General features: G+C 64.7%; 21 protein-coding genes and 1 pseudogene. 11 read left to right on the top strand and 11 right to left on the bottom strand.

The features are described 5' to 3' along the window. Positions 1 to 4: 4 nt before the first annotated feature. The 3 genes from LRS08_RS06540 to LRS08_RS06530 are packed head-to-tail and all read right to left on the bottom strand — an operon-like array spanning position 5 to position 2,018. Complete coding sequence (locus LRS08_RS06540) at positions 5 to 811, bottom strand: SDR family NAD(P)-dependent oxidoreductase (RefSeq protein WP_257844429.1); 807 nt, start codon at positions 809 to 811, stop codon at positions 5 to 7. 2 nt (positions 812 to 813) lie between these two features. Further along, positions 814 to 1,230: a nuclear transport factor 2 family protein gene (locus LRS08_RS06535; protein WP_257844430.1), complete on the bottom strand. Its 417-nt coding sequence runs from the start codon at positions 1,228 to 1,230 to the stop codon at positions 814 to 816. Further along, positions 1,227 to 2,018 carry an SDR family NAD(P)-dependent oxidoreductase gene (locus LRS08_RS06530; RefSeq protein WP_257844431.1) on the bottom strand — a complete coding sequence of 264 codons (792 nt, stop codon included), beginning with the start codon at positions 2,016 to 2,018 and terminating at the stop codon, positions 1,227 to 1,229. Before LRS08_RS06530 ends, LRS08_RS06535 begins: the two co-directional genes overlap by 4 nt. A gap of 153 nt (positions 2,019 to 2,171) precedes the next feature. Here LRS08_RS06530 and LRS08_RS06525 point away from each other — a divergent pair, with 153 nt between their 5' ends. The 3 genes from LRS08_RS06525 to LRS08_RS06515 are packed head-to-tail and all read left to right on the top strand — an operon-like array spanning position 2,172 to position 5,407. Further along, positions 2,172 to 3,236 carry a phosphotransferase family protein gene (locus LRS08_RS06525; RefSeq protein WP_257844432.1) on the top strand — a complete coding sequence of 355 codons (1,065 nt, stop codon included), beginning with the start codon at positions 2,172 to 2,174 and terminating at the stop codon, positions 3,234 to 3,236. Between the two features lie 24 nt (positions 3,237 to 3,260). Beyond that, positions 3,261 to 4,640 carry an acyl-CoA dehydrogenase family protein gene (locus LRS08_RS06520; RefSeq protein ID WP_257844433.1) on the top strand — a complete coding sequence of 460 codons (1,380 nt, stop codon included), beginning with the start codon at positions 3,261 to 3,263 and terminating at the stop codon, positions 4,638 to 4,640. Next, on the top strand, positions 4,640 to 5,407 hold the full coding sequence (locus LRS08_RS06515) for an SDR family oxidoreductase (RefSeq protein WP_257844434.1): 768 nt from the start codon (positions 4,640 to 4,642) through the stop codon (positions 5,405 to 5,407). The genes LRS08_RS06520 and LRS08_RS06515 overlap by 1 nt, the downstream gene beginning before the upstream one ends. On the opposite strand, the gene LRS08_RS06510 is transcribed toward LRS08_RS06515, so the two are convergent. Beyond that, positions 5,404 to 6,174, bottom strand: a complete 771-nt coding sequence (locus LRS08_RS06510; RefSeq protein WP_260481467.1) for an enoyl-CoA hydratase — start codon at positions 6,172 to 6,174, stop codon at positions 5,404 to 5,406. The two genes, LRS08_RS06515 and LRS08_RS06510, sit on opposite strands and share 4 nt — an antisense overlap. Continuing rightward, on the bottom strand, positions 6,171 to 6,968 hold the full coding sequence (locus LRS08_RS06505; RefSeq protein ID WP_257844437.1) for a tyrosine-protein phosphatase: 798 nt from the start codon (positions 6,966 to 6,968) through the stop codon (positions 6,171 to 6,173). The genes LRS08_RS06510 and LRS08_RS06505 overlap by 4 nt, the downstream gene beginning before the upstream one ends. Before the next feature lie 125 nt (positions 6,969 to 7,093). Here LRS08_RS06505 and LRS08_RS06500 point away from each other — a divergent pair, with 125 nt between their 5' ends. Beyond that, complete coding sequence (locus LRS08_RS06500; protein ID WP_257844438.1) at positions 7,094 to 8,227, top strand: epoxide hydrolase family protein; 1,134 nt, start codon at positions 7,094 to 7,096, stop codon at positions 8,225 to 8,227. Continuing rightward, complete coding sequence (locus tag LRS08_RS06495) at positions 8,224 to 8,643, top strand: PaaI family thioesterase (RefSeq protein ID WP_066580735.1); 420 nt, start codon at positions 8,224 to 8,226, stop codon at positions 8,641 to 8,643. The genes LRS08_RS06500 and LRS08_RS06495 overlap by 4 nt, the downstream gene beginning before the upstream one ends. Here LRS08_RS06495 and LRS08_RS06490 read toward each other — a convergent pair. After that, entirely contained in the window at positions 8,640 to 9,260 is a 621-nt protein-coding gene (locus LRS08_RS06490; RefSeq protein WP_257844439.1) for a cysteine hydrolase family protein, read from the bottom strand. The genes LRS08_RS06495 and LRS08_RS06490 overlap by 4 nt on opposite strands. 115 nt (positions 9,261 to 9,375) lie before the next feature. Here LRS08_RS06490 and LRS08_RS06485 point away from each other — a divergent pair, with 115 nt between their 5' ends. Both LRS08_RS06485 and LRS08_RS06480 read left to right on the top strand, forming a co-directional pair. Further along, positions 9,376 to 10,305, top strand: a complete 930-nt coding sequence (locus LRS08_RS06485; RefSeq protein ID WP_257844440.1) for an alpha/beta fold hydrolase — start codon at positions 9,376 to 9,378, stop codon at positions 10,303 to 10,305. Next, positions 10,302 to 11,072 carry an SDR family NAD(P)-dependent oxidoreductase gene (locus tag LRS08_RS06480; protein ID WP_257844441.1) on the top strand — a complete coding sequence of 257 codons (771 nt, stop codon included), beginning with the start codon at positions 10,302 to 10,304 and terminating at the stop codon, positions 11,070 to 11,072. The genes LRS08_RS06485 and LRS08_RS06480 overlap by 4 nt, the downstream gene beginning before the upstream one ends. A 179-nt stretch (positions 11,073 to 11,251) precedes the next feature. Here the strand turns inward: LRS08_RS06480 and LRS08_RS06475 are convergent, their stop codons facing one another. The 5 genes and pseudogenes from LRS08_RS06475 to LRS08_RS06455 all read right to left on the bottom strand — a co-directional run bounded on the left by LRS08_RS06475 (position 11,252) and on the right by LRS08_RS06455 (position 17,594). Continuing rightward, positions 11,252 to 13,258, bottom strand: a complete 2,007-nt coding sequence (locus LRS08_RS06475; RefSeq protein ID WP_066580741.1) for an FAD-dependent oxidoreductase — start codon at positions 13,256 to 13,258, stop codon at positions 11,252 to 11,254. Positions 13,259 to 13,274: 16 nt separating this feature from the next. Next, positions 13,275 to 14,084, bottom strand: coding sequence for an SDR family NAD(P)-dependent oxidoreductase (locus tag LRS08_RS06470; protein ID WP_075150279.1), 810 nt, complete (start codon positions 14,082 to 14,084; stop codon positions 13,275 to 13,277). A gap of 38 nt (positions 14,085 to 14,122) precedes the next feature. After that, positions 14,123 to 15,283, bottom strand: a complete 1,161-nt coding sequence (locus tag LRS08_RS06465; protein WP_257844442.1) for an acyl-CoA dehydrogenase family protein — start codon at positions 15,281 to 15,283, stop codon at positions 14,123 to 14,125. Continuing rightward, a pseudogene (locus LRS08_RS06460) lies at positions 15,283 to 17,408 on the bottom strand (acetate--CoA ligase family protein). The gene LRS08_RS06465 and the pseudogene LRS08_RS06460 overlap by 1 nt, the downstream one beginning before the upstream one ends. A 42-nt stretch (positions 17,409 to 17,450) precedes the next feature. Beyond that, entirely contained in the window at positions 17,451 to 17,594 is a 144-nt protein-coding gene (locus LRS08_RS06455) for a hypothetical protein (protein WP_257844444.1), read from the bottom strand. 9 nt (positions 17,595 to 17,603) lie between these two features. Here LRS08_RS06455 and LRS08_RS06450 point away from each other — a divergent pair, with 9 nt between their 5' ends. The 4 genes from LRS08_RS06450 to LRS08_RS06435 are packed head-to-tail and all read left to right on the top strand — an operon-like array spanning position 17,604 to position 21,497. Beyond that, entirely contained in the window at positions 17,604 to 18,386 is a 783-nt protein-coding gene (locus tag LRS08_RS06450; RefSeq protein ID WP_257844445.1) for an enoyl-CoA hydratase/isomerase family protein, read from the top strand. Between the two features lie 3 nt (positions 18,387 to 18,389). Next, a complete protein-coding gene (locus LRS08_RS06445; RefSeq protein WP_257844446.1) occupies positions 18,390 to 19,568 on the top strand; it encodes an acyl-CoA dehydrogenase family protein in 1,179 nt (392 codons plus the stop codon). Positions 19,569 to 19,578: 10 nt separating this feature from the next. Further along, on the top strand, positions 19,579 to 20,697 hold the full coding sequence (locus LRS08_RS06440) for an acyl-CoA dehydrogenase family protein (protein WP_260481466.1): 1,119 nt from the start codon (positions 19,579 to 19,581) through the stop codon (positions 20,695 to 20,697). Continuing rightward, positions 20,694 to 21,497 carry an enoyl-CoA hydratase/isomerase family protein gene (locus LRS08_RS06435; RefSeq protein WP_075150274.1) on the top strand — a complete coding sequence of 268 codons (804 nt, stop codon included), beginning with the start codon at positions 20,694 to 20,696 and terminating at the stop codon, positions 21,495 to 21,497. Before LRS08_RS06440 ends, LRS08_RS06435 begins: the two co-directional genes overlap by 4 nt.

Here is a 21,497-nt window from a genome sequence, read left to right as displayed (position 1 = left end):
GCCCTCACTGGAAATGGGAGCCGCCATCGACATTGGTGTTGGCGCCGGTCATGAAGGTGGAGATACGCGAGGCGGCGAGCAGGATGGCGGGCGCGATCTCCTCGGGATGTGCCACGCGGCCGAGATCGGTGCTGCTGCCGAACCGCGACTTGAGCCATTGGCCCGATGCGGCGAGGTCGTCGGGATCGACACGACCCTCCGACCCCGAACTGACATAGGCACGCAGATTGGCCGACATGACCGGGCCGGGCGAGACGATGTTGACCAGGATCCCCTCGCCAGCCAGCTCGAGTGCCATGTTCTTGCTGATCGAAACCAGCGCGGCCTTGGCGGCGGTATAGTCCGCCAGCCCGCGCGAATGATGCTGGGTCGACATCGCGGACAGGTTGACCACCCGCGCCCAGGGCGCCGCGCGCAGCAAGGGCAGGGCGGCGCGAACGCACCGCATCGCGCCGAGCGCGCCGATGCTGAACGAGTCGATCCACCGGGCGTCATCGATTTCGTTCCATGGCTGGCCGCAGGTCTGCGGTCCGGCGGCGTTGACCAGCGCGTTGAGATGCGGCCAACGTGCCGCGATGGCCGCAAATGCGGCAGCGACCGATGCGGTGTCGCCGATATCGGCAACCGCGGTCAGCACGTCGGGACTGCCCAGCTTGCGCAGCGCGCTGGCGGTTTCGCCGAGGCGGCCGGCGTCGCGCCCGATCACGGCAATTTTCGCGCCCTCGCGCGCGAAGGCTTCCGCCGCCGCCCGGCCCATGCCTGCGCTGCCGCCGGAAACGCAGACACAGGCGTCACCCAAGCCGAGATCCATATTTAATCTCCCAGTGTCCAGAGCAGCTTGACGCGGCGATGCGCGATCTGCCAGCCGGTCGGCCCCCGGACAAAGCGATCGACATAGCTTCCTTCCTGGATCACCTGGCCGGCGCGCATCACGAAGAAATAGGTCCAGCCCTGTGCGTTGCCCGCGTCGGTGAACTCGATCCGGCTCGTCGTCAGATGATGGCGCGATCCGCGCAGATCGATCCCGTCCGATCCGGTCGCGGCGACGCCGGACAGGAATCGCGTGATCGCCTGTTGTCCGCGATGGATCGCATTGGGAATCTCCAACACTCCATCCTCGGCAAACACCGCCACCACCTCGTCGATTTTCCCGCGATCGCCAGCGCTGTTGTAAACGCTTTGAAGATGCCGGATCTCGGCGCGCGCCTGTGCCTGCTCGGACTCGGTCATGACGTAAGCTGCCAGTTGCCGGTCTCGGAGCGATGCCATCCGCCGGCCGCCGTGATGCCACCGTCCACCGGGATGGTGGCCCCGGTCACCCAGGACGCCGCCGGGGAAGCAAGGAAGGCGATGACCGATCCTGCTTCATGGATCGTCGCCATTCGACCCAGCGGCACATGACGGTCGCGCGCCGCGATCCTGGCTGGCTCGGTCGGCATGTGCGGGCGCAGGCCGGGCGTGTCGATCAGGTCCGGCGCGATGCAGTTCACCCGAATCGCCCGTGGGGCAAGCTCCAGCGCCATCGTCTTGGTGAACTCGACCATCGCCGCCTTGCAGGCAGCATAGACGCTGAACCCTGGCGCCGCCCGCAACGCTTCGGTGCTGGCGACATTCACGATCGCGCCCCCGTTCGCCATCACCCGCGCCGCTGACTGAGTCGCGGCCAGCATGGAGGTGAAGTTGAGATCGGTGACCCGCTGCCAATTGCCCTCATTCTGATCGAGAAAGGCGCGCGGGCGCACGCCGCCTGCGTTATTGACCAGAATGTCGATCCGCCCGAACTCGGCCGCTGCGAAATCCACCAGCGCGCGCGCCTGATCGGCCTGCATCATGTCGGCAGGCCGGAAGGCTGCGCGGCCGCCGATCGCTTCGACCGCTGCCGCGACGCGCGCGCCGTTATCGGCATCGATATCGCCGAGCACGATGTCGGCGCCCATGCCCGCCAAAGCGAGCGCTGCGCCCTCTCCGATTCCGTTCGCGCCTGCGGTCACGACCGCGACCTTCCCTTGGAGCTGCACTGTCCTCTCCTGTCGCTGCGATCTCGACCCAAGGCTTCGGAACCGTCCGGCGCAACCCGCAAGCACATCGCATCATGGATGCGATGGAACACAAGACTTGCTGGACACTTGTCTAGTCAGATGTCTAGCGAGGTGCGAACGGAGAGGAATCGGATGAGCGATCTATTCACGCCCGCGCAATTCGAAGCGCTCGACGCGTGGCTGACGGCCAATGTTCCCGCGCTGGGCGATGGCGTGCTGACAGCGAGTTTCGTGACCGGCGGCACCAGCAACATCGTTGTCCGGCTGAGCCGCGGCGATATCGCCGTCGTGCTGCGCAAAGCGCCCGAGCAGGCGCCCCCCGCCAGCGCGAAGGCGATCCAGCGCGAAGCGACCGTGCTGAAGGCGCTGGGCGGATCGCGGGTCCCGCACCCCCGCTTCCACGGCTATTGCGGGGACGCCTCGATCGCAGGCGGTCCATTCTACATCATGGATCTGGTTGATGGTTGGGCCGCCGATCTCAGCCCGGTCGATAACCAGATGCGTTTCAATGCCGCCTTTACCGGACCCGATCTGCATTATCTCGCGCATGCCATGATTGACGGCATCGTCGAGATGGCCAACCTCGACTATGTCGCGGCCGGACTGGAGGGCTATGGCAAACCCGACAAGTTCCTGGAACGCCAGGTGGAGCGGTGGCGCAGCCAGCTCGCGAGCTATCCCGACCGTTATCCGGGCTTCGAGAGCCGCCAGCTGCCGGGCCTCGACTATGTCGCCGACTGGCTGAGCGCGAATGTGCCGACGACCGGCCGGCCCGGACTGATGCATGGCGACTATGCGATGAACAATGTGCTGTTCGCCAATCGCCCGCCTGCGCGGCTCGCGGCGATCATCGACTGGGAAACCTCGACCATCGGCGATCCGATGATGGATCTTGCCGCTTATTGCGGACAATTGCGCCGTGGCAACGGACCGCAGCCGGCGAGTCCCTATCTCGATCCCGTCCGTTTCCCCTGGTTCGAGGATGCAGTCGATTATTTCGCGGAGCGCACCGGGCGCGACGTGTCCGCCATCGACTATTACCAGATCCTCGCCAAATACCGGATGGCCTGCATCATCGAATACAAAGTCGCCGAGGCAGCGATCGGCCTCGCGCCGCCCGAAAAGGGGCGGCGTTTCGACGGACTTGTCCGCGGCTTGTTGTCCGAAGCCGAAAGCATCGCCCGCGCCAGGGGCTGACACCTTATCTCCAGGAGACTAGCCATGGATTTCACCGTCGACGCCGAGTTTCAGAAGAAGCTCGACTGGATGAAGGACTTTGTCGAGAACAAGGTCCGGCCGCTCGAATTCATCTATGATTACGACAAGGATGCCGCCTACGACATCGAGAACAAGCCGCTTCGCAAGGTCATCAAGCGCCTCCAGCAGGAGGTGAAGGACAATGGCATGTGGGCTGCCCATCTGCCCGAACATCTGGGCGGAAGCGGCTGCGGCGCGGTCAAGCTCACCTATATGAACGAGATGTTCGGCACCTCCGCCTTCGGCCCGGTGGTGTTCGGGTGCCAGGGGCCGGACACCGGCAACAGCGAGATCCTCGCGATGTTCGGCACCGAGGAGCAGAAGGCGCAGTATCTGCAGCCGCTGCTCGACGGAGACATTTTTTCGACCTTTGCGATGACCGAGCCCCAGGGCGGGTCGGACCCGACCAATTTGCGCTGCGTCGCGGTCCGCGATGGCGACGACTGGGTGATCACCGGGGACAAATGGTTCGCATCCAATGCCAACCATGCCAGCTTCATGATCGTGATGGCCGCCACCGATCCGACGGCGCCGCCGCATAGCCGTGCGACGATGTTCATCGTACCCACCGATGCGCCGGGCTTCGAGATCGTCCGCAACATCGGCTTCTGGACGGACAGTCCCAATTCGGGCGGCCACCCCTGGATCCGCTTCAACGGGGTACGCGTGCCGGACAGCGCCCGGCTGGGACCGGTGGGCGAAGGGTTCAAGGTCGCGCAATCGCGGCTGGGCGGGGGACGCCTGCATCACGCCCAGCGCACGATCGGGCTGGTCAAGCATTTGATCGACATGATGGCCGAGCGCGCGGTCAGCCGCATGTCGGGCGGGGAACCGATCGGCAACAAGCAGGCCGTGCAGGCGATGATCGCCCAAAGCTATATCGAATATATGCAGTTCCGACTGCTTGTCCTCTACACCGCCTGGATGTTCGACCAGCAGCAGGAACATGGCCGCGAGGGCCGCAAGATGATCAGTGCGATCAAGGCCGCGATGGCGAAGATCGCCCAAGACGTGACGATCCGCGCGGTGCATCTGCATGGCTCGCACGGCCTGTCGAACATCATGCATTTCGGCGAGTATCTCGCGGTAGCGCTGCACGAGGGAGCGGCGGACGGTGTGACCGAACTCCATCTCGGCGCCGTCGCCAAGCAGGTGCTGCGCGACTACAAGCCGCGCGAAGGCAGCAACTTGCCGAGCGAGACGACGTTCCTCAAAAAGGCCTGGGCGGAAAAGCAGCTCAAGCCGATCCTCGATGAGCTTGGCCTGACCTTCGACGATGGCCGTGCGGACATCGAGAAGAACCTGCCGGTCGAGAAATATAACCTGAAGCCGGTATCGGCCTGATGGATCTCTCGATCGGGTCGCTGTTCACGGTCGCGGGCAAGACCGCGATCGTGACCGGCGGGTCGAGCGGGGTGGGACGGATGATCGCGTCCGCGCTCGCCGCCAATGGCGCGCGGACCTGTATCGTCGGCCGCAAGCGGGCCGCGCTCGAGGCGGTAGCGGGCGAGATCGGCTGCGATTTCATTGTCGCCGATCTGTCGTGCCCCGATGCGATCGCCCGGCTCGCAGGCGAGATCGCCGCGCGCGAGGCCGCCATCGACATCCTCGTCAACAATGCGGGCACGACCTGGGGTGCGCCCTTCCCGGCATTTCCGCTGGAGGGATTCGACAAGGTGTTTGCGCTCAACGTCCGCACGCCGTTCCTGCTGACACAGGCGCTGTTGCCGCTGCTCGAGGCTGGAGCGAGTACCAAGGACTTCTCGCGCGTCATCAATATCACCTCGGTGGGCGCGCGGATGATCGGCGAGGATGGCGGGTCGGTTGCCTACGGCCCGTCCAAGGCCGCGGTCGAACAGATGACACGCGTGATGGCACGTCAGCTCGGCAGGCAACGGATCACCGTCAACGCTATCGCGCCTGGCTGGTTTCCGTCCCGGATGAATGCGCCGCTCGGCGATCAGGCGGCGGAGGACTGGATTTCGCGGACACCTGCCGGACGCCTCGGCACCGCGCGGGATATGGCCGGGCTGGCGCTGTTCCTGTGTTCGCCGGCCGGGGCCTATGTGAGCGGGCAAGTCATCGATATCGATGGAGGCCGCTCGCTCTAGGCGTTGCGGGCCTTTGTGGCGATCGCCTCGCGGTCGAGCGATTCCTTGCGGAACGACTGGTTGGCATCGCGCGATCTGTGATGCTCATTGTCGATCGCGCCGGCATAGGTGAGACCGAAATTCTCGTCGATCAGCGCGTTGTAGCGGCGGATGACGGATGGGTCGTTCGCTGCGATATCGTCGGCCAGCTTGAGCGCGGCTTGCATCAATTCCGCCGGTTCGACGACGCGGTTGACCAGCCCCCAACGCTCCGCCGTTTCGGCATCGATGGCATTGCCGCCGAGCGACATTTCCTTGGCGCGCCCGATGCCCACAAGGCGGGAGAGCAATGCGCTCATTCTACCCCCCGGAATGACGCCCACGCGCGCATGGGTATCCGCGAATTTGGCGCCGCGCGCCGCGATGCGGATGTCGCAGCACATAGCGAGCTCAAGCCCGCCCGTAATCGCAAAGCCATTGATCGCGCCGATCACCGGGCCATGGAATGCCGCCATGCCGAAACGGCGATGGCCCGCACCCTGGTCCTCGTCCGGCGCTTGCAGCCCCGACTCGCCGCTCGACAATTCCTTGAGGTCCATTCCCGCGCAAAAGGCACGTCCCTTGCCGGTCAGGATCGCGACCCGTGTCGCGTCGGAAAGGCCGGCAAAGGCAGCTGCAAGCTGCGAGGACAGGGCGCGCGACATCGCGTTCAACGCGTCAGGCCGATTGAGCGTGACGATCGCGATCGGCCCGCGATGTTCGACGAGGACGACGGGTTCTTCCATCATTCAGGCTCCAGCAAATGGGTGCGGATCGCGTTGATTTCGGCATCGCCAAGACCAAGCCACCCGAAATAGCCGGCGATATTGCCATGGGCCTCGTCGATCGCGGCAAACATCGCGTCGAGATAGGCGGCATCGACGATCAGCATCGGCTCCCACACCGCAGGATCGACGTCGTGCCGCGCGATATGGTTGTGGAAGCGGCGGCGGGCCGCATCGAGATAGACATTGCTCAGCAGATAGTCCGCCATGATGTCCGGGCGGGCGACGCCCAGCAGATCCAGCATGAGCGCAGCCAGCGCGCCGGTGCGGTCCTTGCCTCCGGCACAGTTGAACAGCAGGGGAAGCTCACCTGCTGCCGCGGCCTGAAATATCGGCTTGAACGCATCGGCCTGATCGAAGGGGAGGGCGCGGTAAAGCGCCAGCATGCCATCGCGCATGTCTGCGGCGGTCGGGGTCGCGGCGGCTGCGAGGGCGGGAAGATCTGCGCCGCTGTGGCGATAATCGCGCGCGAGACGACGGATCTGCGATCCCCAGCTGCGTGCCGGACGGCGTTCGCGCTCGATGCTCGTTCGCAGATCATAGATCAGGCGAAGATCCAGCGCCTCCAGCGTGGCAATATCGGCATCGGTGATCTTCGCCAGTTCGCCCGCACGATAGAGCTGGCCCCACCGGACCGTGCGGCCGAAGCGTGTCGCATAGCCGCCCATGTCGCGCACATTACCGGCGCGCTCGAGGTGGACATGGCGATCGACGACCTCGCCTGTTCGCAGCCGGACCCTGTTCGTCTCGCATTCCATGCCCTCACCCTGACCGGCCGCGGCGGTTGCGGCCAGCGTTGAAGTGCAAAGCATCGCATAGGTGCTGGGTGCGGGATTGCCTCGTCCGGCCCGAGCGGTGATGGTCCGCGGCCAAGGAGGGACCGATGGTCAAGGCATTTGCAGTTGAGTGGAGCGAGCGCGAGGTCGAGGCGCTGAAGGCTCGGCTGGCGGCCTGTCCGCTCCCGCCGGCGCCGCAAGGTTCCGGCTGGGCGCTGGGTTGCGATCGGGATTTTCTGGAGCGGTTCCGCGACCGGTGGCTGAACGGCTATGACTGGCGTGCCGCGATGCGCGATCTCAACCGTTATCCGCAGTTCATCGCGGAGATCGACGGCCAGACGATCCATTTTGTCCATATCGAAAGCGCGGTCGCGGATGCGCGGCCCTTGTTGCTGACCCATGGCTGGCCCGGTTCGCATTACGAATTCTGGTCGGTGATCGAGCCATTGTCGGCGGCGGGGTTCGATCTCGTGATCCCAAGCCTTCCTGGCTATGCATTCAGCGGCAAACCCGATCAGCCGATCGGGCCGAAGCGAACGGCAGCGCTGTGGGACGGGTTGATGCGCGATGTTCTGGGCTATCCGCACTATCTTGCGCAGGGAGGCGATTGGGGGGCGACGGTGACGTCGCAGATTGGCCTCAACCATCCCGAAGGCGTGCGCGGCATCCATCTCAACATGCTGGGCCTGCGCAGCACCGAACCGCCGCAGAATGAGGCGGAGGCTGCCTGGATGGCGAAATCCGGCGGCGCGCAGCAGATGCTCGGCGGCTATTCGGCGTTGCAGATGGTGAAGCCCCTCTCGCTCGGCTGGCTCGGGGCAGGCAATCCGCTGGGGCAAGCAGCGTGGATACTCGAGCGGTTTCACGACTGGGCCGATCTGTCCCAGGGCGATCTCGAGACCCTATTCGGTCTCGACCATCTGATCACCAACGTCATGCTCTACATGATGACCGACAGTTTCGCCTCGTCGCTTTGGTTCTATCACGGACTGATCCGCGAGGGCGGGATCAACGTGGCTGCCGGGCAGCGTTGCGAAGTGCCGACGGGCTTTGCTGCCTTCCCCCGCGACGCGCTCATGCCGCCACCGCCCAGGAGCCGGGTCGAGCTGTGCTTCAATCTCGTCCACTGGACCGAACCGGACATGGGCGGGCATTTCGCCGCGATGGAGGCACCGCAGGCCTTCGCCGCCGATGTGATCAAATGGGCCGACAAGGTCTGGCTGACGGAGACTCACGCATGACCGACTTGATTCCCGACGGGTATAGCTATGCCGAGTCGCCAAGCGCATTCCCGAATCATGTCGGGCGCATCTTCCACAAGACCGTTGAAGTGCCCGGTGGCGAGCCGGAGAAGTGGGTCGCGCTCTATGTCGAGGACCATCATGTCAACAGCTGGGGCATGGCGCATGGCGGCCTGATCGCCTTCCTCGCGGAAGTCGGAACCGCCGGCGCTGCCTGGGATCCGGCTGGGCCGCCCGTGGTAACGATCTCCCTCACCATCCAATTCCTTCGCGCGCCCAAGCTTGGTCAGTTGCTGGAAGTGCGGGCAAAAGCTTCGCGCCGGACCCGGAGCCTGGTGTTCGTCGATGCGCAGGCCTTTGCCGGTGGCGAGCTTCAGTTCACGGTAACCGCGGTGAACAAGGTGATCGGCGGCTAGGAGGCTCGGTCGAGCGCCGCGATCACCTCTTCCGCCGTCGTGATGCGCGCGAGCATGCGCAACTGTTCGGTGACGATCACGCGATGCGTCTCGGGGTCGGCGCCTGCGGTGCAATCTTCCGGGATCACGACATAATAGCCCAGATCGACGGCGGTCATGGTGTTGCCGGGCATGGCGATATTGGTCGAGACGCCGGTCAGCACCACCGTCTGGATGTCCATGCGCCGCAGCGTCGCATCCAGATTGGTCCCGTTGAACGCGATCAGGCCGGCGGGCCGGTCAAGCACGAAGTCCTGGGGATGCGGTTTCAACTGCGGCACGAATTCCGCCTCGACGCTCCCTTTCTTCAGCTTGCCGCCCTTCAGCGTCAGCGCGTTGATCAGCGAATTGGGCTTGATGTCGGCGAGATCGTCGCGATGGACGACGGGGGCATGAAATACCGGCAGCGTCCTCGCGCGGAATGCATCGGCCAGCGTCGCGATACGATCGAGAATCCCGCGCTCGGCGACTTGGTGGGCCAGCCCCTTGAAGCCGGCATAGGCCGCATCGACGACACCAAGCTGGCATTCGTTGATGATCAGCGCGGCGCGACCCTCGATCTTCATTTCCTTCGCCATTGCATGCTCCTCTCTGGCGATCCGGGTTAGCGCAAACGAGCCGTCTATTCCCGCACATCCTTGATCAAATGCGCCGGACATTGCGGCGTTGCGCGCAGGCGGGAAGAGGTAGGGCATGGACCAGATGAAGCCAGCCGGAGTGCTTGCCCCCTATGCCGGTGCGCCGCCGCCTGCGCCTGCATGGTATCGATGGGCAATAGACCAGCTACCCGCGCGATCGATCTTCGAATGCGACGGCGTTCCCGTCGAGCTGTTGACATGGGGTGAGGTCGGCAAGCCCGGCCTGCTGTTCCTCCATGGCGATAGCGCCCATGCGGACTGGTGGTCCTATACCGCGCCCTTCTTTGCCGACGAATGGCGATGCGCGGCGATCTCCTGGAGCGGGATGGGCAGTTCGGGGCGCCGTCCTGACTACACATTCGACGCATGGGCCAGGGAGGCGATCGCTGCGATCGACGCCGCTGCGCTCGACAATGGCACCGGCACCATGGTCGTCGCGCATTCGCTGGGCGGGTACCCAGCGCTCATTGCCAGCGCGCGCGAGCCCCGCATCCGCGGCATTGTCTCGCTCGACAGCGCGATCATCCCTCAGGATCTGATGGCGGAGGTGCCGCGCCCGAAGCCCCGTCCGCACAAGGTCTATGCGAGCGAACAGGAGGCGCTTGGCCGATTCCGCTTCATGCCGCCAACCATCGGCGACCAGCATTATGCGGTGGATCACATCGCGCGGCGCGGCCTGCACGAAGCGGAGGGCGGCTGGACATGGCGCTTCGATCCCGAAATCTGGCGCGATCTTGAAAGCCGCAGCGGGGAGAATCTCGCCGACTTGCCGCGCAGGGCGAAATGTCCGCTGGCGCTGATCGTCGGCGAACGGTCCGAACTGATCCGCGACGAAATCGCCACCTATATGCGCGGCATCTACCCCGCAGGAACGCCCTTCATCGGCATCCCGGATGCAGGACATCATATCATGGCGGACCAACCGCTGGCGCTGATCGCCGCGCTGCGGAGTTGTTTCGCCTACTGGCCGGAGAGGACGCCATGAAGCTTGCAGGCAAACGGTTCATCGTCACCGGCGCGGCGACGGGCATGGGCGCGGCGAGCACCGCCGCGTTCGTTCGCGAAGGGGCGAAAGTCATCGGTTTCTATCGCAGCCGCGGTTATGAGGCATTGGCCGAGCGCCTCACCGGGGAGGCCGGATCGGTGCACTTCCTGAAGGTAGACGTCGCCGAGCAAGATCAGGTGTTGCCGGCATTTGCGCAGGCCGTGGACTGGCTTGGCGGGCTTGATGGCCTGATCCACGCGGCCGCGATCTGCCCGACCACGCCCGCGGAAGATATCCGCCACGAGCAGTTGATGGACGTGCTTCGCGTCAATGTCGGCGGGACAATGCTGACCAACCAGGCCGCGCTGCCCTATCTCAAGGCCAATGGCGGCGGACGGATTATCAACTTCGCGTCCTCTACCGGTGCGACAGGGTCGGCGATCAAGGCCGACTATGCCGCGTCGAAGGGGGCGGTGATGGCATGGAGCCGATCGATCGCCACCGCCTGGGCGAAGCATGACATCACGGTCAATATGATCTGCCCGGTGATCAGCACCGACATGTATCTGGCGACGCGCGCGGCGATGACCCCCGAGCAGCTTGCCGCGCATGACGCCTCGCTGGCGACGTCGATCCCGCTGGGCGGGAGGTTCGGCGATGCCGAACGCGATTTCGCGCCCGTGGCGGTATTCCTGGCCGGCGACGGCGCGGGGTTCATGACCGGACAGATGTTCTCGGTCGATGGTGGCGTATTGATGGTACGATAGTCATGAGCGTGGGGCGGGATCAGCCGCCTGGCCCGGCCGCGGCTTATAACGGCTTGCTGCCTCGGACTCGCTGACCATCCTCCTGCAAATCGCGGGCGCCGCATTCCGGGTATCCTCTGCGACATGAAGGCCGGCCCATGATCGCGGGTCCTTGTCGGCCGTTGCCCGCCATCCGCGGGTCAGCAGGCCAGTTTCGGCATTCTCGCATATTGCGCGCTCAGTGCCTGAACCGCGCGGTAGGACATGTGCACGGCATCACCGATGCGCCCGACCTGACGGCTGTCGCCGACCACGCTGACGGCGATCCCGGCATCGCCCAGCGCCGCGGCCAGTTCGTCGGCGGAGCGGCGCCCTTGGGCGAGCAACAGGCGATCCGCCTCGATCTCGCGTGCGACGCCGCCCGTTTCGATCGTCACCTTGCGATTCCCGACGCTGCGGACATGACTATTGTCGACAATCGTGATGAGCGGATTTTCGTGCAGGCGGCGCAGCAGGCCCATCCGATAGACCCACTCCGCCGAGCGGGCGAGCTTGTCGGCGGGGGAGCGACTGACCAACGTCACATGGACGCCGTGATGCGCGCAGAATTCCGCCGTCTCGCAGCCGGTCTCGCCGCCGCCATAGACGATCGCATGCTGTCCTTCGGTCAGCCCGAGGTCGCGCTCGCGCATCAACAGGTCATAGGCATCCATCACGATCGGATCGTCCAGGCCCTCGATGGGCAGGTCGATGCGGCGTGTGCCCGCAGCAAGGATCGCGACATCCGGGTTCAGCGCGAGGATATCCTCCAGTTCCGCACGCTTGCCGAAATGACGGATCACGGCGCTTTCGGCCAGTCGGTTGCCCAGATAATCCGAATACCAGAACAGCTTGTCCTTGCCCGGCGGGGTGGCTGACGCGATGATGCCGCCGCCGGTGAAGGCGCGGGTCTCGAAGATGTGTGTCTCGAACCCTGATTGCTGCAACAGCAATGCCGCCGACGCGCCGCCCGGACCTGCGCCGATCACGACAGCGCGCTTGCCCTTGCCCATATCGACCGGAATCGGCGGATCGAGTTCGGTGCCTGTGCGCGGATTTTCAGCGCAGCCGACCTGGACGCGCCCCGGATGCGGGCTGATGCACCAGTTGCAGGAGGTGCATGGACGGATCAGGTCGCGGCGGCCCGCCTTCGCCTTGTTCGCCCATTCGGGATCGGTCAGCATGGGCCTGCCCAGCGCGATCAGATCGGCATCGCCGCTCGCGACCGCCTGTTCTCCCGTCTCGGGCCAGCGGATCTGTCCGACGGCGATCACCGGGACGCCCGTCGCAGCCCGGATGCGCGCCGCATAGGGAATGCGCCAGCCCTCGGGCATCGACATCGGTTCTACCACTTTTTCGAAGGCTGGGCCGACACCCCAGCCCATCGAGACATGCAGCGCATCCGCACCCGCTTCGACCAGCCTCGGTGCGATTTCTTCCATGTCATCGATCGTCAGTCCGCCGGGCCGGAACTCATCGGCGGAGAGCCGATAGACCAACGGCAGCTCACCCAGTTTCTCACGCACCGAGCGGATCACTGCCAGCGGGAAGGCAAGGCGCCGTTCGGCATCGCCGCCCCACTCGTCGTCCCGTTTGTTGCCCAGCGGCGACATGAATTGCGTCAGCAGATAGCCGTGCGCGCCATGCAGCTCGACGCCGTCATAGCCGGCCTCGACGGCCAGCGCGGCGGTGTTGCCAAAGGATATGACGAGCTTTGCGATCTCTTCGGACGTCAGTCCGCGGCAGGTCATCTGTTCGGGATCGCGCTTCGAGAAGATGTCGCTTGGCCCCACCGGCATACCGCCGGGCAGCACCTTGCGATTGGCATATTGGCCGCAATGCTGGATTTGCATGAAGATCTTCGCACCCGCGTCATGGATGGTGCGGACCAGACGGCGATGGCCGTCGAGATTCTTCCGGTCGTCCAGCGTCAGCTGATATTCGTGCGCGCGGCCGGTATCGGGATCGACACAGGTATATTCGACGATGATCAGACCCATGCCGCCCAGTGCACGCTCGCGGTAGAAAGCGATCATCGCCGGCGTGACCTCGCCTTCCAGCCCGCCCAACTCGGTCGACATCGGCGCCATCACCAGCCGGTTCGGCAGTTCGACGCCGCGCAGACGCAGCGGCGTGAACAGATTGGGATAGGCGGTCGAACCGGTCATTGGGTGCGGGCCTCGTTCAGGACAGCGACGGGGAAAGACCCCCGTCGACATGGAAATTGATACCGTTGATGAAATCCGACCGCGGGCTTGCGAGCATGACGACGGCATAACCGATGTCGCGCACCTCGCCGATCCGATTGACCGTCTGCCCGCCGCCTTTGGCGATATAATCCTCTGCCTTGGCGAGGTCGTCGCCCCAGCCGCGCTTTTCCGCCATCTTTCTGAGGACCTTGATCAGGCCTTCGGTGCGGATCATGCCGGGGGAGACGCTGTTGACGGTGACACCGGTCTGTTTCAGCGCCTTGGACAGGCCGAGCGACATGTTGAGCATCGCCGCCTTGGCAGGACCATAATCGGCTTGCCCGGAAGTCGGCGTGATCGCGGCGGCGGTACTGATGTTGATGATCCGGCCCCAGCCGCGCTCCTTCATCTCGGGCGCGAAGGCGTGAATCAGCCGAACCGCTGCCAGCGTGTTGCGCTGATAGGTATCGACCCATTGATCCGTATCATAGGCGAACCAGTTGGGGCTGTCCGACACGGCGCTGCCACCGGCATTGTTGACGAGGATGTCGATGCCTCCGAACGCAGCGTTGGCGGCTTCAGCCACGGCGGCGCATCCCTCCGTGGTGGACAGATCGCCGCACGCGGTCGCCGCCCGATAGCCCTGATCGGCGAGACGCTTGGCGACCGCATCGACGCGCGCGGAATCGCGGCCGTTGACGACAACCGATACCCCTTCTGCCGCGAGCATTTCGGCGATGGCGACGCCGATTCCCGAGGAACTTCCGGTGACCAGCGCCCGCTTGCCTTCGAGATTCAGTTCCATGCCGCTCCTCATTCTCTCTGGGTGGCCGGGAAGAAGGGTCAGGCGCGCTGATTGAAGCGGCGGCCGACCAACGCCGATGCGATATTGGTTTTCTGGACGTCGGTTGTGCCGCCCGCGATGCCCCAGGCGTAGCTGTCGCGCACGCGCTGCTCCATGCGATACTCCTTGGAGTAGCCATAGCCGCCCATGATCTGCAGCCCCTTGGACGCGACCTCGACGACCATTTCGTTCGAGAAGCATTTGGCGAGCGAGCTGTCGAGGATCGAGGGCAGACCCTGGCTGGCGTTCACCGCGGCGCGATAGATCAGCAGGCGTGACGCTTCGACCTTCATCGCCATCTCGGCGAGCTTCAGCTGGATCGCCTGGAAATCGACGATCGGCTTGCCGAACTGATGGCGTTCCTGCGAATATTCGGTCGCCTCCTCCAGCGCAGCGGCGGCGATGCCGAGGCCCATGGTGGCGTTGCCGCAGCGTTCGAGGCTGAACGCGGTCATCAGCTTGCCGAAGCCGCCCTTGGGCACGATCAGATTGTCCTTCGACACGCGTACTTCGTCGAGATAGATGTCGGCCGAGGGGATGCCGCGAAAGCCCATCAGACTTTCCGGGCGTCCGAAGCTGATCCCTTCGCGCTCCTTCTCGACCAGCACCGCGCCGATGCCCTTGGCGCCCGGCTCATCATCGAAGCGGCAATAGACGATGTAATAGTCCGAATGGCCGCCGCCCGAGCACCAGCGCTTCTGGCCGGTGAGGACGATCTCGTCACCGTCATAGCGGGCAGCGGTCTTGAGATCGGTGAGCGCGGTGCCTGCTGCGGGTTCTGACATCGAGACCGCGACGATCTTCTCGCCCTTGATGACCTCGGGCAGGATACGCGCCTTGAGCTTGTCGCTCGCGAAATGCTCGACGGTGCGGACGGGACCCGTGGCGCTCTCGAAGATGGGCCATGCGACGGCCGGCGAAATCATTGCAAACTGTTCGAGCACCAGCAGTGCCTCGAGATGCCCGAGGCCCAGGCCGCCATATTGTTCGGGCAGGTTGATCCCCAGAAAGCCCATTTCGGCGTAGCGTTTGCGCATTGCGTCGGGGAGCGGCATCGCCTTCTCCTCCATGTCACGCGAAAGTTCCATCAGCTCGGATCGCGCAAATTTCCTTGCGGTTTCCTGTAGTTCTTTCTGGTCGTCGCTAAGCTGGAAATCCATCATTCTGCCTTTGTCTCGATGACCGCGTCGAGCGCGACGACCCCGCCTTGACCGGGCCGGGCCACAAGCGGGTTCACTTCGATCGTCGCAAGCGTGTCGCGATGCTGCACGGCGAGGATCGACAGGCCCGAAATGGCCTTTGCCAGTGCCTCGATGTCGTGGCGCGGTGATCCGCGCCATCCGGTCAGGAGCGGCGCGGTCTTCAGGCTCCCGATCATCTTCAGCGCCTGCGCCTCGCTGACCGGGGCGAGGGCGCAAACCGTGTCCTTGATCAGTTCGACCAGTGTCCCGCCAAGGCCGAAGGTCACGACCGGGCCGAACGCTTCATCCCGGTGGATGCCGACGATCGTCTCGACCCCGCCGCTCACCATTTCGGAGATCAGATAGCCGTCGATCCTTGCATCCGGCAGCTGCCGCGGGATGTTGTCCGCCATCCGCGTGACCGCATCATGGACCGCTTCTGCCGAAGAAAGGCCCAGCGCGACGCCCCCACTTCGGTCTTGTGCAGGATGTCGGCGGAAACCACCTTCACGACGACGGGGAAGCCGATGCTCGCGGCAAGCTGCATCGCCTCCTGCGCATCGCTCGCCAGCGCTTCCTTGGGCGACGGCACCCCGGCCCGTTCCAGCAGCGCCTTCGCCTGCGCCTCGTTCAGCTTGCCGTGAACGCCGAGCGGTGTCGCGGCGGGCAGCGCCAAGGGCTCGGGCGCAGGCTGCGCGAAGGTATCGCGGAACTTCGACAAGGCCGAGAGCGCAGCGATGGCGCGCGAGGGGTCCTCGAACGCGAGCAGTCCCTTCGCGTCATATTCGCGAACCATTTCAGCGTCTGTCGTGACCGAGACGAAGACGAGCTGATCGGGCGCGCGGGCATGGGCATTGGCAATCGCCTGTTGCAACGGACGAGCCATCGAAGGCGCGGCACCGGCAATGCCGAGAAAGATCAGCGTCGCGTCGAATGCCTTGGAAGCGAACACCGCATCCAGCGTCTTTTCCATGATGTCATGGTTGGTGGTGACCAGCCCGGTCATGTCGATCGGATTGGCAGGCGAGCAATGCGGCACCAGCGCTTTCAGCGCGGTCTGGGTTTCCGAAGGAACCGTGCCCATCTTCAGGTTCGCGTCGCTGACGAAATCGGCGATCTGCACCCCGACTCCGCCGGAGATGCTGATCACGCCGACGCGCGGCCCCTTGGGTAGCACCCCCTTGGACAGCGCATAGGCGATGTCGAGCAGTTCGTCGGTCGTGCGCGCGCGATGGACGCCATATTGGTCGAAGACCGCGTCATAGATGCTGTCCTCGCCGGTCAGCGATGCCGTGTGGCTTGCGGCCGCAGCGCTTCCCTCGGCCGTGCGGCCGACCTTCATCATCACGACCGGCTTGTTGGCGCGGCGCGCGCGGTCGAGCGCTGCGATCAGCTTGTCCGCGTCGCGCAGCCCTTCGATATAGGCCAGCAGCACGTCGCTTTCGTCCTGGCCCGCCATCCACCACAATGCATCGCCGATATCGACATCGGCTTCGTTGCCGGTCGTTACCCATTGGCTGATGCCGAGGCCGCGCCGGAACAGATGCTTCATCAGATAGCCGCCATAGCCGCCGCTCTGGCTGGCGACGGCGATCCGGCCGGGGGCGGGAACCCCCTCCTCCAGCGCCGAGGCGAAGGTGCCGTAAAAGCGGGCATGGGTGTTCATCAGGCCCATGCAGTTCGGGCCGAGCAGCCGCATGCCCGCCTCGCGCGCTGTCGCCACGATACGGTCCTGCCGCGCGCGACCCTCCTCGCCCGTTTCGGAGAAGCCGGCGCCATACAGCACGGCGCTCTTCACACCCCGTGCGATGCAATCCTCGATCGTCTGCTGGGTCGCGTCGGCGGAGATGGCGAGGATCGCGCAATCGACGGGTCCGGGCACATCCAGAATCGACGGATAAGCGGTCAGCCCCTGAATCTCCGGACGGCCCGGGTTGACCGGATAGACCGGCCCTTCGAAGCCCGCTTCGAGCAGATACTGAATCGGACGCCCGCCGAAGCGGCGCTGGTCGCTTGATGCGCCGATGACGGCGACGGAGCCGGGCGCAAACAGTGCGGTCAGGTTGTCGGCTGCCGGCGAAGAAGGTTTGAGTAAAGTGGCCATGATCGGGCTGCCTTTGACCTGAAGCTGCGGCGCTTCCAACCGTTACGCCGAAACCAACACATCCATGCTAACCCCTGCAATGAGGCCTGCACCGGTATACGCCCGCCGACCAACTGGATACATCAACAATGCCAATTCAGCGCCGGACAGCGGGATCATCGCGTCTGTCGAGCGGTATTTGATCACAGGGGCTTCATGTCGGAATTCATTCTGCAGCGCGAACAAGATGGCGTCGTCGTCTTGACGCTGAACGTGCCGCAATTGCGCAACGCGATCTCGCTCGAAATGCGCGAAGCGTTGCTTGGTCATCTGCGCGAAGCGGGCAACAATCCTGACATTCGGGCGGTGGTGCTGACGGGGGCCGGAGGCAATTTCTGTTCGGGCGGCCAGTTGCAGCCGACCAACGGCGCGGCCGCGCCGGATGCGCAGCGGACCAAGCGCAACATCGCAATCCTGCAGGACATTGTGCGGTTGCTGAGCGGCGGGCCCAAGCCGACGATCGCGGCGGTCGAGGGGTATGCCTATGGCGCGGGCATGTCGCTCGCCACGGCCTGCGACGTGCTGGTGGCGGGCGAAAGCGCACGTTTCTGTGCATCCTTTGGCAAGATCGGGTTGATGGCGGACGCAGGGATGCTCTGGTCGCTGCCGCAGCGCGTCGGGCCGGGGCGCGCGCGCGAGATGATGCTGACGGGGCGGGTCGTCGAAGCAGCTGAGGCTGGTGCCTTGGGTCTGGCGAACCGGGTGGTGTCTGCAGGAAGCGCACTGGATGCAGCCCTGGAAGTTGCTGCGGGCTTTGCCGGTGTCGCTCCGCTTGCGATTGCCGCGATGAAGCGGGTCATGGCGCGCGGACCGAATTCGCTGGAAGACGTGCTTCATGCCGAAAGCGACGCGCAGCCGGTCCTGGCGTTGAGCCAGGACTATGTCGAGGGCCGCACGGCGTTCAAGGAGAAGCGCGCGCCGATGTTCCGGGGAGCCTGAACGATGGATTTGACGATTCCGCCTGAAGCCGAGGCGCTGCGCCAGGCGATGCGGAGCTTCCTGCGCGACCAGCTGCCTCCCGAACTGGCGGAGGCGACGCTCTATGGCAGGAAGCTGACTAAAGACGATCATCAGCGCTGGCAGCGGATCCTGGAGAAACAGGGCTGGCTGGCGCCGAGCTGGCCCACGCAATGGGGCGGCACCGGCTGGGGGCCGCTTGAACGCTTCATCTGGGACGAGGAATCGGCGCTGGCGGGCGCGCCGCGCGCGAATATCCCCTCGCTCGACCTGCTGGGGCCGGTGATCGTCGAATTCGGCACCGAGGCGCAGAAGCGGGAATTGCTGCCCCGGATCCTGTCAGGCGAGGACTGGTGGTGTCAGGGCTTTTCGGAGCCGCAGGCCGGGTCGGATCTCGCTGCGCTTCAGATGCGAGCGGTGCGCGACGGCGACGACTATATCGTCAACGGTACCAAGCTGTGGACCAGCTGGGCGCACATGGCGAACAAGATCTTCTGCCTGGTCCGCACCTCCGCGGACGGACCCAAGCAGGCAGGGATCTCGTTCCTGCTGATCGACATGGAACAGCCGGGCGTGACGATCAGCCCGATCCTGACACTGGGTGGCATGCACGCGGTCAACGAGGTGCAGATCACCGATGTTCGCGTGCCGGTCGCCAATTTGCTGGGCCAGGAAGGCGATGCCTGGACCATCACCAAATTCCTGCTGGGGCACGAGCGGCTGGTCGGCGCCGGCATTGGCCCGAGCATGGCGTTGTCGCGGCAGTTGCGCGGCGCGCTTGGCCGTATCGGGCCGGGCGGAGCGCCGCTGGGCGATGATCCGGTTCTCGCCCAGCGCGTCGCGGAGGTCGAGACCGATCTGCTGGCGCTACGCTACACAGCGTATCGCGTGCTGGCCGATGAATTGTCGGGCAAGGCACCGGGGCCGGAAGTCTCGGTGCTCAAGATCCGCGGCGGCGAGGTCCAGCAGGCGCTGACCGAATTGCTGATGGAGGTCGGCGAGATCGTCAGCCTGACCCATCCCCTGACCGTGTCAGAGGGCGTGGTGCCGATCGAAAGCGCCTATATGGCGCAACAGCATTTCGACCGGCGCAAGCTCACCATCTACGGCGGCAGTTCCGAGATTCAGCGCAACATCATTGCGCGCCGGCTGCTGAACGTCTGAGGGCGGAACGATGGATTTTCATTACGGCGACAACCAGCAGATGCTGCATGACACGGTCGACCGGTTCCTGACCGACAAATACGACCTTGTTACGCGGCACAAGCTGCTCGGCGACCTCGAGGGACAGGCGCAGCTATGGCGCGAGATGGCCGAACTCGGCCTGATCGGCGCCGCATTCCCCGAAGGGCTCGGCGGCTATGGCGCATCGCCCGTCGATGCGTTGGTGGTGATGGAGCGTTTCGGGCGGCATCTGGTGACGCTGCCCTATCTGATGACCGCGATCGTGTGCGGCCGGCTGCTGATTGCGGGCGGGCGCACCGATATGATCGAACGGGTGATCGCGGGCGATGCGCGGTTGGCGCTGGCGGCGGGCTCGACGCACGTGCTGCGCAGCGCAGAGCATCACAGCTTTACCGCAGCTGCAGCGGGCGCCGGCTGGACGATCAGCGGGCGGATGCCAGTGGTGATCGGGGGGGACAGCGCGGACACGTTCATCGTGGCGGCGCGGACCTCGGGCGCATTGGGGGATCGCGACGGCATTACCTTGTTCCTCGTCGATGCAGACCAGGTTGCGCGCCGCAGCTTCCGCATGATCGACGCGCACGGCGCGGCGGAAGTCGTGATCGACGCACTGAGCGTCGGCGAGGATGCGGTGCTGGGCGAGATCGGCGGCGGCGTTGCGCTGGTCGAACTGGCGCTTGACCATGGTATCGCTGCAGCATGTGGCGAGGCGATCGGGTCGATGGGCCATCTCGTGCCCGCCACTGCCGAATATACCCGCACCCGCGAACAATATGGCGCGCCGCTCGCCAAGTTTCAGGTGCTGCAACACCGTATGGCGGACATGTATATCCAGACCGAAACGGCGCGTTCGATGGCCTATGTCGCGTCGATGTCGCTCGGCGACACTCCGGTGGAGCGGGCACGCATCGTCTCCGCCGCCAAGGTCCAGATCGGCAAGTCGGGCAAGTTCGTCGGCTATCAGGCAGTGCAGCTTCACGGTGGCATGGGCGTGTCCGAGGAGCTGGATATCGGCCATCACTATATCCGCCTCAACACGCTGAACCAGATGTTCGGCGATCCCGCTTTCCATCTGCGCCGCTTTGCAGCGGTAGGAGCACCGGCATGAAATTCGACTATTCCCGCTATGACAAGCTCAGCGTCCAGCTTGACGATGCTGTCCTGCGCTTGACGCTGAACCGGCCCGAAAAGCGCAACATCATCGACGATCCGGTGAACGAGCAGATCTCGGATGCCTTCCATGACGCGACGTTCGACGAGCGAGTGCGGTGCGTGGTGCTGTCCGGCGAGGGCAAGTCGTTCTGCGGGGGCGGCGATTTCGCCCAGATGAAGCGCAAGGTCGAGGATCCCGGACTGTTCTTCAAGGGCATCTGGAACTCGCGGCGGCTGGTCTATACCGTGCTGGATTGTCCCAAGCCGACCATCGCCCGGATCCACGGCCATGCGATGGGTCTGGGCGCGACGCTGCCGTTGCTCTGCGATTTCGTGGTGGCGACGGACGATACCAAGATTGCCGACCCGCATGTCAATATCGGGCTCGTCGCGGGCGATGGTGGGTCGCTGATCTGGCCGCAGATGATGGGCTATGCCAAGGCGCGCAAGTTCCTGATGCTGGGCGAACCGATTACGGGCAGGGAAGCTGCGGATCTTGGTCTGATCGCCGAATCCGTCCCGACGCTTGAGGAGGCAACCGCGCTCGCCGATCGCTGGGTCGACAAGCTGGCCAATGGTGCGAGCATGTCGATCTACGGCACGAAGATGACGATCAACCAGCCGCTGCGCCAGCTTGCACATGCTGCGATGGATACCGGCATGGCCTATGAAGGCCTGTCCAACATCAGCCGGGATCATGCCGAGGCGATCGAGGCCATCGGCGAAAAGCGCAAGCCGAACTTCAGCGGGGAGTGA

It is taken from the genome of Sphingomonas sp. J315 (genome assembly GCF_024666595.1).
In the GTDB taxonomy this organism is placed as follows: Bacteria; Pseudomonadota; Alphaproteobacteria; order Sphingomonadales; family Sphingomonadaceae; genus Sphingomonas.
This window is presented reverse-complemented; position numbering and strand designations above follow the sequence as displayed.